The following is a 12543-nucleotide window of genomic DNA, read 5'->3' on the forward strand; positions in this document are numbered from 1 at the left end:
GTGAAAGGTCAAGCATCCGAATCAATCTTGAGGCAGTTTTCTCTTTTGAGTAGAATCAATCTCTCATAGGCTTTTTCAATAACCTTTATATTACAAATTATTTTTGTTAAATATGCGCCAAAACATCCAGTTTCTTATATTCCGCAATCCGATCTTCTATCATCTCCCAAGTGATATCACCGCTCACAAACTCATAATCTCTCCAAATCCGTTCAAGCTCTGCCTTGATCTGGGGAACCTCCTCCAGATTGCCGGCCCCTGTGCGGACATAATAATCGGGAAGCAGCGCTCCTGTGATAATGCCTGTCTCCGGTGAAGGCGGCTCTTCATCCTGGCTCAAGGCACAGACCATCTGCAGGATTCCGTCCAAATAAGCATCGATCTCCAGATGAACCCCGTAGAGTCCGTTCAAGTCAAACACCTGGAAGGGCGCGCCGCCCGGAACACTGATCTCGCTTCCCATTCCCCAGAAGATCGGATCATCCCCCAGTTCATAGAGCGCACCGCACAGATCCCTCAGACCGTTAAACTCTTCCTGGCTGGGCGGCCCCTGCAGACACCGGAATGCTGTGTCCACAGCCCAATCAAGCTTTCCAAAAACCTCGCAGCCCGGAAGGGATGACAGCCGTTCACCCAGCTTCACAAGCCTTGCCAATGACAAAAGCCCCCAGATCCGCACCTTAGCATACCGCAGCGCCTCAGATCTCTCCTCCACCTCTGCCGGAACATCATTATAAAGAAGGGCCTCATCCTCCAATTCTCCAATCCGCTCGGAGCAGTCCTCCGTAATCCCCTCTCCTACCTTTTCATAAATCTCATCCACTGCGCTGTAGATAGTATCCGCCCGGTGAAGCCACAGATTCGCCTCATTGAGCCTATCCTGCTCCATTGCCTCAACACCCATCCGATAGTAAGCCTTCGCAAGCCCTGCCCAGTCCTTTTTCCGCTGGCAATCCCCTACGGAATCAGCTGAAGCTTCCTTTTTCCCAAATAAATTGAACATTTTGATACAACTCCTTTTCTTTATATTTATTGGATTGGGAACATCCAAATATCTGCTGCCTTCTTCACATCCAGCCATAACAAAATTTCACACTTATTATTTATTATACGATAAGAACACGCCCATAACAAGAGCCAAAATGACATGAAATTGTTCATAAATGATGTGAAATGCATAAAGTTTCTATCGTTTTTTTCGATATATACATAAGGGTAAAAACCAAGAAAACATACCAATTCCATCTCACAAGCATAGCAAGGAGGAACCACACATGCCAAGAATCATAGATTACAGCTACCTGTTTCAAAATCTGCCCGGCGCAGCCAAAGCCGCCAATCCCATAGGCAGCTTCCAGCTCTCCAATCTAAACAGCCGCTCCGTGCAGGCACAGCTGAGAGCCGCCGGAATCGACACCAACAGCAAGCAATACAAAGCCGTCATAAAAGAAATGATGCAGGCCAGCAAAGGAAACGGAGCCATGTACACCAACATCCAGGCCATCAAAAACTCCATGAAATCCTACGATCAGGACGGCGACTACATCGATCCCACCACCGGTCTTGCAGGCCTTCTCCTCACCGAAGAAAACGCCGCCAGCCGCAGCCGCATCATCCCCATCCCAGAAAGCAGCAAAGAAGAAATGTTCAACCAGACCAAAAAAGAATTCCTACAAGAAAACGGCATCCTAAACGGCGACACCACCCGGCGCTCCGACGTCTACACCAACATGTACCGCAAAGTCCCAAAAAACGACCGCCTCGCTGCCGGCTACACCATGCAGCAATACGAACGCGCCTGCCGCCAGGCCTTCCTCACCGCCGCCAAAGAAGCCGACCCCACCTGGCAGCTAGGCCGCCCCATCCCCTCCGGCGCCCTAGACAAAGTCACCCGTGAATCCATAGAATCCCACCTCCAACACCCCTTCAACCAAAAAGCATAACTTTCCCTCGCCACCCACTTATTCATAACCACCCCCACAACCAGGAATTGCCCCCAAATAAGCCAGCAGGCTTTTCCAATATCCGGTGTCCGGCTGTTCGCGAACACACTGTCTGATATGGACGGACATTACCAAGAAACCAAAACATCCAAAAAACACTCCAAGGTAATGTCCGCACAGAGCAGACAGCGTGTATGCGAACCGTCCGAACACCGATATGGAAAAGCCTGCTGGCTTATTTGGGGGCAATTCCGTCCCCCATCCCCCCTCACCCCAAATCCTTCTTCTCCACCCCCAAAACCGAAAGAAAAGCAAACCCCGCCGATACCCCCATCAGTACCACCAAAAAAACCACATTATCCCGAAGCGTAACATCCCCCACATTCGCCTGTGTCAAAAAGATCAGCAGGAAAGAAGAAACAATCACCGCCTTAGAAGACCTCATCCGCATCCCCACAAACAGCGCAGCAAACCCCATCGTCACAATCACCAAAGATTTCACAAGTACCTGCACATAAAACCCGGCGCTCATCATATCAAAATCCACCGGAAACGCCGGTTCCATAAAACACGCCCCCAGGCGGACACACCCATAAACCAGGAGCTTCGCCGCAGCTAAAGCCGCAAAATCAAAAATCCACACCGCAAGCATCTGCGCAGCAAGAATCTTCTGCCGTTTAATGGGATAAGAAAACATAATATTCATAGTCTTATTCTTATAAGCTCCCACAACAAACGAAGCCAGCATCACCCCCGTAAAGACCAGAAAACACATATTGGTAAGCATCTCAATGGTAGAAGACAGCATTCCCGTTTCAAAAGCTACGTCCGGAACCCCCGTTTCCGGATCATTTGCAATCCCCAGAAACGCAAATGCAAAGACAAACAGGCACAAAACAGCATCCAGAATCACAGCATTGCGAATATATTTCCCAATCTTATTTTTCTTCCACTCCAATTTAATCAGCTGAAACATAAGGCGATACCTCCTCCGTCATTTTCAAGAAATAATCTTCCAGGGTTTCCGACCTTTTCCCAAGAGCCGTCACAGCCACATCCTCCAGCGCAAGCTTCTTAGAAAGCTCCTGAACGGAAACACGGCTGTCATAAATACGGATCTGCCCTTTTGCAGCCAGCTTAAAATTCGTAAGCCCAAGCTTCTCGGAAAGCACATAAGCCGCCCCCTTCGGATTCTCCACCGAGAGCTCAATATAAGCAAAGCTCATTTCCTGAATCTCCTCCATCGTGATTTCCTTCTGCATCCTTCCGTGGTGAATCACGCCGATGGTATCTGCAATACTCTCAATCTCCGAAAGAATATGCGTAGAAATCATAATCGTAATCTCATACTCCGCACACAGCGTCTTGAGAAGATCCCGGATCTGCTTCATACCTGCCGGGTCAAGGCCGTTGGCCGGCTCGTCCAGAATCAGCAGCTCCGGCCTGGTGAGCACTGCCCTGGCAATCCCCAGACGCTCTTTCATCCCAAGGGAATAATTCCTCACAGGCGTTTCTCCTGCATCCGCCAGATGAAGCAGCTTCAGGGCATTTTCAATGCTGCCATGCTGGTAATAGCCCATATACTCGGCATGAAGCTTCAGATTTTCATACCCTGTCAGATGCTCATAAAAAGTAGGAAATTCAATGATGCTTCCCATCCGCTTCAGAACCTCATAGGACTTTGGGGTAAGTGTTTTCCCGAAAAGCTCTACCGTTCCCGCCGTAGGCTTCCACAGATTGGTAATCAGCTTCATAACCGTGGTTTTGCCTGCGCCGTTGGGGCCTAAGAAGCCGTAGATCTCTCCTTTTTTCACATGAAGATTGATATCTCTCACAAGAGTTTTGCCGCCAATGGTTTTTGTCAAATGATTTGTCTGTAAAATATAAGACATCTATTCTCCTTTCCTGAACCGCATCTATTCTGTGCAGCTTCAGCCTCTTTTCTATGAACTCTATCATAACGGCTTTGATTTTCAAAACTCTTGCTTAAATCTTACAAATTTCTTTCTTTTGTAAAATGACGTTAAAACAGCTCTCCAATTTTCCCCAGTCAGCAGCATTCCACTTATGGGACAAGGGGCTCAGGCAGAATATTCCTTTTCAATTTCAGCATAAATACCGTCCGGACATAAGGCTCGCTCTCAAAGGTCAGTTCGCCGTCAAGCTGCTCCGCCAGATGCTTTGCAATGGTCAGCCCAAGACCGTTGCCCTGGATGCTGCGGCTTCTGGAATCCTCCATGGTAAAGAGACGATCAAACACACGATTTCCAATAGCCGCCCCAATCCCTGGCCCTTTGTCTGCCACTTCCAGGCACACTGCTTTTTCCTCTTCCTTAAGAAAGACGCCCAGATACTTTCCCTCTGATCCATAGCGGATCACATTGGAAATCAGATTGGTCAGAATCCGCCATAGGGCCTCCCGATTTCCATAAAGAAAGACAGGTGTTTCCGGAAGGGAAAGCTCCACCTGGAACTCCTTCTCCTGCAAGATTTCATAAAAGCCCAGAACGCATTCCCGGCAGATTTCGGTAAGCTCGATTTTAGAAAGGGTCAGATCCATATCCCCTGCCTCCAGCTTGGCCAGGGTGAAGAACTGATTCACCAGCTCCACCACATCCTTTGCCTTCTGTTCCGTCTTCCCCAGCATTTCCGGCGCAGCCCCGCCGTTTAAGCGCATCATTTCCAGATAGCCCAGAATCACCGTCATGGGCGTTTTGATATCATGGGAAATGTTGGAGAGCATTCTTTTGGAGGTCTGCTCCATCCTGCGGTAATCGGCTTTTACCCTTGCATGGCGTTCCAGGAGCTCATTGAGCTGGGCGGTCAGCTCCTGAAGCTCTTTATTTTCTGTGAAAACCAGAATGCGCTCCTGGCTGTCCGTGTCCAGGATTTCCTTCAGCTTTTCGTGAATGCCGCGAAGCTTTGCCTGCGTGCCTGTCCGGAAGGCGTACTGCTGATAAAGGAGGAGGGCAGAGAGAATACCCGGAAGAAGGCACAAAAAGAATAGAAGAATCGGGCTGTTCATAAGGCATCCCCCAGCTTGTAGCCAATTCCCCAGACAGTCAGCACATACTTTGGATTCCGGGAATCGTCCTCCAGCTTATTTCGCAATCGGCTGATATGTACATTGACGGCATTCTCATCTCCATAGTAGGCGTCCTTCCAGACAAGGGCGTAGATTTGTTCTTTTGTATAAACCTTTTTGGGATTTTGGAGAAATAATTTTAAGATTTCAAATTCTTTGGCGGTCAGCTCAAGGGGCGCTCCGCCTTTGGACACAGTATAGTCAGACAGATTCATGGTCACTTCTCCTGCCGTAAGTACAACCGGCGCCGGCGCGGCCGCCGCATCGTACTGGGTGGTTCTTCGGAGATTCGCCTTGATCCGCGCAAGAAGCTCTGCCAGGGAAAAGGGCTTTGTGATGTAATCATCCGCACCCAGGCCAAGGCCGAGCGTCTTGTCGCCTTCGGAATCCTTGGCGGAAAGAATCATAATAGGAACATAGCTGCTTTTCCGGATATACTGCATAACCTCCATGCCGCTGATTTTTGGAATCATCAGATCCAAAAGCACAAGCTGCACCTGCGTCTGGTCAAATATCCGGCATGCCTCCCTGCCGTCATAGGCGCAGAGCACTTCAAAATTTTCCGCTGTCAGATAGCTCTGCAGCATTTCGCTGATTTCCCTGTCATCCTCTACCAGGAGGATTGTGTTATTATTCATTGATACTCCTTCCCTGTTTATGGCTGAGCGATCCAGTATTTTTCCAGATACTTTTCTGCCTCTTCGGAAGAAATGGAAAACTCCTGCATTAACCTGGAACAAGCCTCTTCTCTTGTACAGGAATATTCCCTGCACATTTTTATTAAAGCTTTCGATCCCCGTTCCAGGCCTTCCTCAAGGCCCTCCTTTCTACCTTCTTTTCTACCTTCTTTTCTACCTTCTTTTCTACCTTCTTCTCTTCCTGCCTCCAATCCCTTCTTCAAGTTATAATTCATCAGATACATATGATCCCGAATGGCCTTCTCCCTGGCCTCATACTCCAGACGCTTCAAGTCATCCGCGCTGATTTCCGTCAGTCGTTCATAGGCTCTTTCAATATAAGAACTTCCTTCTGCCGCCATCTCAAACTCCTCCTTCTTTTCCGCTCTGAAAAAGCTGGCCCATTTTAGCAGCTCTGTCGGTGGATATTCTCTCCCTGCAAGCTTCGGCAGCTCCAGGATATGGAGCTCCAGCTTATCCGAATACATCCGGCGTCTGGTATCCTCCCAGAGATGAAACCGGGAATAGTATTCCTCATCCTCCTCAAAGAGAAGAAAATCCAGAATCCCTACATGGATGCATTTGGGAAGCACTTCATAGCTCTGCCCTTTTTGAATACCTCCTGCATACATCTTAGCCAGATAAAATATGGAACGCTCCGGCCATAACGGAAAGGACGCAAGCTGAATCTCCAGATCCATCTGGCTTACCTCCTCCTGATTTTCTTCCTCGAATGTGCCTTCTTTCCCTTTCGCCTGGCTTCTGACAAATGCCCGGACATCCAAAATCCCCTGCTTATCCTCCTCATGCTCTTTTCTCAGATGAGTCGGCAGCAGCTCCGTACTCCGGATGTCCTCCGGCTTCACGTCCAGCAATGCGGAGATAAAACCCTTTCGGACCTCTCCATCCTCCATCAATTCCTTAAAACAGAAATCCACCTTTGGTTTCATTAAAAATGTCTGTTCCCTGCTCAATACGGTTCTCCTTTCCTGCAGAATGCTTCCGGAAGAAAGATAGGAACAGCCGTAAATCTGTCTTTATTATAAAGGATTTCCTTATCTGATACAATATCTTTCTTTCCTTACAAAATGCTATTATCTTCGGGATTTTTCTGACGGAAATGTCTGAAAACTGCTTAGAATCCTTCGACAGAGTCAGTATATACCAGATTTTACCAAATAGCAAGCGAAATTTTTAGATAGATAAAGATTCACTGATCAACACGTTATTGTTCACGCACAACTATTCTGCAAGATGTTTTTGCACATTATGTGCGGAAATCCCGAACCATATAATTCGTCCAAATCAAGAATATAGTTCCCTAAAATAGTTTTTTGAATCACATCAACTACAATATAGCAGTTCTTTCCCTCCTGTCCTCTCTTATTCCAGTTCTGTAACACTCTTTACAATACATCGGTATATCCAAGCAGCTCTCCACGATTCACGCATTTCACGGAAAAAGAACTGCTCCACCAGACTTAATTCAGGGTTTTCCCAAAACAGCTCGACCAGACGATCCGTGTCACCATATCCTGATTCTCCCGCCATTCCTTGGTAAACATTGTCTTGCCCACGTAAAAATTACAATTCCTTTTCTGCCGCCTGCACCGTTTAGTTCCAGTCCCACAGTATCTCATCAAACAGCTCAAAAAACTCCCGATTGTCCCAGTCCGATACTGGCCGATAGTCATAATACACACCATTGATGCCAAAGTTGGAACAGCTGTCCACGGCCATTGATAAGCAGACTGCCGATCCATCCGCCAGGGCTAGTTCCAGACAGGCGCACTGATTTCCGCAATCCGCCCCTCCATAGATATATTCGGCATTGGAAAACCATCCTTCCAATAATTTCAAAGCTTCCTTATCCGTTATTGTCTGGCTGTAAAGCTCATTGCCGGCAGAGAAGCTGCGAATGTCCAATCTCGCCGATACGATATCTTTGATATCGGCAGGCTCAAACGAAGTATAGCCCAATTTTTCCTGTAACATGATTTGTATATAGTCGCACAGCTTCGGAGCCTCCGTAAAATATTCGGCAAAATCCCCCTTCTCATCCACATCGCTCCATTGCAGGTATCCCCCCTCAAAGGCCATAAAACATTTATCACCGTAAGCAATCTGCCAGCCGGTTTCCTTTAAGCCCTTCTGTAATCCCGTCCCGGATTCTCCCCCGGCCGGCAGCGAATCCATAAATTGCCGAAGCCATTCCTGATCCACGCCGCCGGGTGTATAGTAATAAGAGCTATAGGTTCTCAACACGGAAGGCTGAACAAGAATAGATACCTTATCTTCCGGAGCTTCTCTGGTTAAAACCGCATCCCGATAAAGCATACTGTCCTCCATATCCTCCTCTTGTACGGCGGCTTCCGGCTCAGCCTGCCGTTGCTGCTGCGCATTCTCGTCTCTCCCCGCTTCCCCATCCGTCACACCGCTTTTGGCGCTTTCATCCTCCATACGCTCTGCTGCTTCTGTATCGCCCTCATTCCCTGTTCCCTTCGCCGTACATCCTGCGACAGCCATACAGACTAACAGCAATATGACAGCCATTTTTCTTTTCATTTCCCGAATTTCCTCCTCTTTCGCTTATTCCAAATATTCTGTGCTGTAAACCATCATACCACAAATATATCCTTAATGTAACACCATTACCAGACTGTTCCCGTATGCGTGTCTGATTTTATTACTGTCCGCCCACACCGCCGCCACCTAAACAGTAACTTGATTTGGGCGTACATTGACGAAGCTCAATCTTGATATCGACCGCAAAAAACGGCAGACCGACGTCCTTCCATCGATCTGCCCCATTTGCCGGACAGGCAAAGCCTCAAATCCCATACAGCTTCTTATACATCTCATTCATCCGTTCACGCTTCTTCTCATACTCCGCAAACAGCTCCCTCTGCGGCTCATAGCACTTCATCCCTGAACCGCCCCTCACGGCCGAAAAAGCTTCATCCAAAGTCCCGTAAACGCCAAGACCGGTCAAAGCCGCCATCAGCGCCCCAAAAGCCGTAGACTCGCTGTCCTCCATATGATAAAGGGTAATCCCGTATACATCCGCCTGGATCTGATTGATCGCTTCGCTGTTGGTCAGCCCTCCGCTGATATAAGCTTTGCGGATGCCGGCATAATCCCCAAACAGCAGAATATTATTGCGAATCTCCAAAAAAATCCCTTCCAGAAGCCCCTTCACCAGCTCCCCCCGTCCGGAAGCCAGAGAAATATCCCCGAAATGAGCCTTTGCCCCCGGATTCCAGTCAGGCGTGCTGCGCCCCTGGAAATATGGCAGCGCCAAAACGCTGCTCACCTTCCCCTCAAGCTCCTCAAGTTCTCCATTGATGGCCCCATAATCAATCTTTCCCTCCTTAAGAGGGTAAAAATTCCTGCCAAACCAGTCAAAAGCCGAACAGCAGGTAAGCACATTGGCCTCCACCATATAGCGTCCCTTCACCGAAGAGCAATTAAAAATCAGCTGCGGATCCGGCCGTTCCGGCACTGCATCCAGAGCTGTCACCAAAAAGCCCCCCGTACCTGCCACAAGAGAAAGCGTCCCTTCCTGGTAAGCTCCCTGTCCCACGGCGGCACACTGCTGATCACCGCCTGCCGTGATCACCGGAATCCCCTCCGGCAGTCTCGTCTCCTCCGAAAAAGCCCTCGTCACCCTGCCGCAGACACTTCCCGGCTCCAGAATCTCACAGAGCAGCTCCCCTGGCACTCCAAAAAGCGCAAGCATCTCCTCGTCCCACTGCCGCGTCCGCAGATTCATCAAATGAGAACGGCTGGCATACGTCACATCCGTCTTATACTCCCCCGTCATCTCATGCATCACAAACTCCGGAATATTCACAAGCTTAAAAAGCCTCTCGCAGACCTTGGGACAATTCCGCAGGATCCAGGCCATCCGGCTGCCGGAAAAAACCGTATTGATCCGGGCGCCGCTCCGCTCAAAAATTAAATCATTTTTCCCTTCCAGCTCCATACAAATCCCTGCATTCCGCCGATCCTGCCACATAACCGTATCCATCAGAGGCTTCCCGTCCCGATCCACCGGAATAATCGACGAGCGCTGGGCTGTCACCGCCACCGCATCCACAGACACGTTCCTCTTTGCAGCCTCATCTGCAGTATTGGACGCAATCTCCCTAAGAGCCCCTGAAAAATCCCCAGGCGCCTGCTCAATCCGCCCGTCCGGATACTTCACCGGCTCATAAAGCACCTGACAGGAAGCAAGCCGCTCCCCCTGCTCCGTAAAAAGAATTCCACGCATACTGGAAGTTCCAATATCAACAATCAATGTATTCATACCTTACCCCTTTCTTCCGCCTTCCAGAACCCTATGTATATGCAAAGCCAGGTACATCCCCTCCTGGTTCGTCAATCCCACGCCAAACCGCTCCCGTACAAACCGCTCCACCCGGTTCACACAGGAAAACTCCGAGGTACACACCTGGGCAATCTGATCATACAAGAGCCTGGATCTGTCCTCCGGAAGCTGCTGCCCAGCCACCAGCCGCTGGGCAAAAAGCCGGATATGCGTCAGATACCTGGAATAAGCAATACTATCCTCATCATACACCAACTGATAATAATACTTTACCACATCCAGCACATCCTCCGTAAGCTGCTGAATCTTCCTGTTTCTCTCATTAAAGGGATGATCCTCCTGCGCATTAATAAAATGAAACGCAATATTCCCAGCCTCATCCTCCGGAAGCTCCACCCCCATCTGTTCCCGGACAAGCCGCAGCGCAAAATGTCCCACCTGAAACTCATTGGGATTAAAATGCTGCATATCCTGGGTATAAAAATTCGGCACCAGAATCCCCTTTTCCACCCTCCGCACCGCAAAAGCCAGATGATCCGTAAGCGAAAGATAAATATGATCCAGAAGCTTCATATCAAACGTATCCTTCGCATAATCAATCACATTCTTCCCAATCTCAAAAAACACCCCATCCGTCTCAGCCGCCAGGCGGATAATACTTCTGGCAACCGACCGATCCCGGAGCACAAAAACCTTCTCCACCTCATCCGCCTCAAACTCATACCCCGAAGCCTTATGAAACCCAATCCCCTTCCCCATCAAAATAGTTTCACATCCCTGTTCATCCAAAGCAAGCACTAACGAATTATTCAAAACCTTAACTACCCGCATATCCCTCTCCCTATCCCAACATTAGGGGCAGGTGCAAGCTAAGTCAGAAGGTATTTCCGATATCCGGTGTCCGGCTGTTTGCGTACACCCTGTCTGATATGGACGCACATTGCCTCAAAAACATCAACACCCAAAACCTTCAAAGCAATGTCCGTACAGAGCAGACAGGATATACGTGAACCGTCCGAACACAGGATATGGAAATACCTGATGGCTTAGCTTGCGCCTGCCCCGTCCGTCTTAATAACCCTCTGATACCAATAAAAACTATCCTTTCGAACCCGTCCCAAATCCTTCAGATCCATATCATCCCGATTCACATAAACAAACCCATATCGTTTCCGAAATCCCTGATGAGAGCTCAAAAGATCAATCACTGACCAGGGACAATACCCCATCAGCTCCACGCCATCCTCCATAGCCAGAGCCATAGCGTCCAAATGCCCCCGGATATAATCAATCCGGTAATCGTCGTGAACCTTCCCGTCCTCCGTCAGCACATCCGGCGTCCCCAGGCCGTTTTCCGTAATAATCAGCGGCAGATGATACCGCGCATAATAATCATTCAGCACAATCCGAAGCCCCATGGGATCAATCTGCGCCCCATACTCACTGGCTTTCAGATTCGTATTCTTCTCATCCCGGCAATATCCATACTGGTCAAAATCAACTTCATTTCCCCGGAACACGCGCATCCCCACAGGATGCTCTTCGTCCGCCGGCAGATAGCTTGCACACAGCGTCCGATAATAATTCAGGGCAATAAAATCCATCTTTGCGCTCTTCAAAAGCTCCGTATCCCCTGCCTCTGTCTTCGGCACGATATTCCGCTCCTTCAGATACCGCATATAATACCCAGGATATTCCCCATAATAATGCATATCAAGACAATAATTCGTCTTAAACCAGTCGTTCATCTTAGCCGCCCACACATCTTCCGGCTTATTCGTCAAAGGATACGTGCAGGTAGAAGAGACCGCCGGGGCAATCTTACCTCCCTCAACCATTTCGTGACAGGCATTTACCGCCAGCGCATGGGCCAGGAACATATGATAATCCATCTGCGCGCGGATCTTATCCGCCTTCCAGTTATCCTTCTCCACAATATTCATGCGCTCGTCCACGCGGATCATCAGATTCTGCTCATTGTGCACCAGCCACCATTTCACCCGGTCGCCAAAGGCCTCAAAGCACACTCTCGCATACCGCTCAAAGGCATAGGCGCACCTTCTGTCCTCCCAGCCATTGTATTTCTCCACCAGGGCATAGGGCAGATCAAAATGATACAGGGTCACAAAAGGAAGGATTCCATTGGCCAGCAGCTCGTCAATGACCTGGTTGTAAAAATCAATGCCCTTAGGGTTCACTTCCCCGTCTCCGTCGGGAATGATCCTCGCCCAGGAAAGGGAAAAACGATAGGTTTTAAGGCCAAGCTCCTTCATCAGAGCAATGTCTTCTTTCCAATGATGGTAAAAGTCACTTGCCACCTTGCTGTCTGCCTGGCGGTCAGAGCGCTTAAAGGAATTGAAATCCGCAACTGTCATTCCTTTTCCGTCTGCATCCCATCCGCCCTCAATCTGGAAGGCCGACGAAGCGGCGCCCCAGAGAAAATGTTCCGGAAATTTTGCTTTCATAACTATCTCCTATTTATAGTTCCGTAATATCCCTCACAGTACA

General features: G+C 49.0%; 11 protein-coding genes. 1 reads left to right on the forward strand and 10 read right to left on the reverse strand.

All coding sequences use genetic code 11. The features are described 5' to 3' along the window. Window positions 1-106 precede the first annotated feature (106 nt). The gene (locus VV089_RS07965) at window positions 107-1003 is read right to left on the reverse strand and encodes a hypothetical protein (RefSeq protein ID WP_334335524.1); all 897 of its coding nucleotides are present in this window, start codon (window positions 1001-1003) and stop codon (window positions 107-109) included. Between the two features lie 271 nt (window positions 1004-1274). Here VV089_RS07965 and VV089_RS07970 point away from each other — a divergent pair, with 271 nt between their 5' ends. Next, entirely contained in the window at window positions 1275-1943 is a 669-nt protein-coding gene (locus tag VV089_RS07970; RefSeq protein ID WP_172540400.1) for a DUF3879 family protein, read from the forward strand. A gap of 268 nt (window positions 1944-2211) precedes the next feature. On the opposite strand, the gene VV089_RS07975 is transcribed toward VV089_RS07970, so the two are convergent. From VV089_RS07975 to VV089_RS08015, 9 genes are all read right to left on the reverse strand, one after another. Next, the gene (locus VV089_RS07975) at window positions 2212-2919 is read right to left on the reverse strand and encodes an ABC transporter permease (RefSeq protein ID WP_334335525.1); all 708 of its coding nucleotides are present in this window, start codon (window positions 2917-2919) and stop codon (window positions 2212-2214) included. After that, window positions 2903-3835, reverse strand: a complete 933-nt coding sequence (locus tag VV089_RS07980) for an ABC transporter ATP-binding protein (RefSeq protein WP_334335526.1) — start codon at window positions 3833-3835, stop codon at window positions 2903-2905. The genes VV089_RS07975 and VV089_RS07980 overlap by 17 nt, the downstream gene beginning before the upstream one ends. A 173-nt stretch (window positions 3836-4008) precedes the next feature. Next, window positions 4009-4968: a sensor histidine kinase gene (locus tag VV089_RS07985; RefSeq protein ID WP_172540397.1), complete on the reverse strand. Its 960-nt coding sequence runs from the start codon at window positions 4966-4968 to the stop codon at window positions 4009-4011. Next, window positions 4965-5666, reverse strand: a complete 702-nt coding sequence (locus VV089_RS07990) for a response regulator transcription factor (RefSeq protein WP_172540396.1) — start codon at window positions 5664-5666, stop codon at window positions 4965-4967. The genes VV089_RS07985 and VV089_RS07990 overlap by 4 nt, the downstream gene beginning before the upstream one ends. Before the next feature lie 17 nt (window positions 5667-5683). After that, a complete protein-coding gene (locus VV089_RS07995; RefSeq protein WP_334335527.1) occupies window positions 5684-6679 on the reverse strand; it encodes an Rpn family recombination-promoting nuclease/putative transposase in 996 nt (331 codons plus the stop codon). A 640-nt stretch (window positions 6680-7319) separates the two neighbouring features. After that, window positions 7320-8270 carry a hypothetical protein gene (locus VV089_RS08000; protein ID WP_334335528.1) on the reverse strand — a complete coding sequence of 317 codons (951 nt, stop codon included), beginning with the start codon at window positions 8268-8270 and terminating at the stop codon, window positions 7320-7322. A gap of 265 nt (window positions 8271-8535) precedes the next feature. Continuing rightward, window positions 8536-10014: an FGGY-family carbohydrate kinase gene (locus tag VV089_RS08005; RefSeq protein ID WP_334335529.1), complete on the reverse strand. Its 1479-nt coding sequence runs from the start codon at window positions 10012-10014 to the stop codon at window positions 8536-8538. A 3-nt stretch (window positions 10015-10017) separates the two neighbouring features. Then, window positions 10018-10866, reverse strand: a complete 849-nt coding sequence (locus VV089_RS08010; RefSeq protein ID WP_334335530.1) for a PRD domain-containing protein — start codon at window positions 10864-10866, stop codon at window positions 10018-10020. A gap of 215 nt (window positions 10867-11081) precedes the next feature. Further along, complete coding sequence (locus VV089_RS08015) at window positions 11082-12500, reverse strand: glycoside hydrolase family 1 protein (RefSeq protein ID WP_334335531.1); 1419 nt, start codon at window positions 12498-12500, stop codon at window positions 11082-11084. Between the last annotated feature and the right edge of the window lie 43 nt (window positions 12501-12543).

This window comes from Candidatus Merdisoma sp. JLR.KK011 (assembly GCF_036941125.1).
GTDB lineage: Bacteria > Bacillota > Clostridia > Lachnospirales > Lachnospiraceae > Laedolimicola.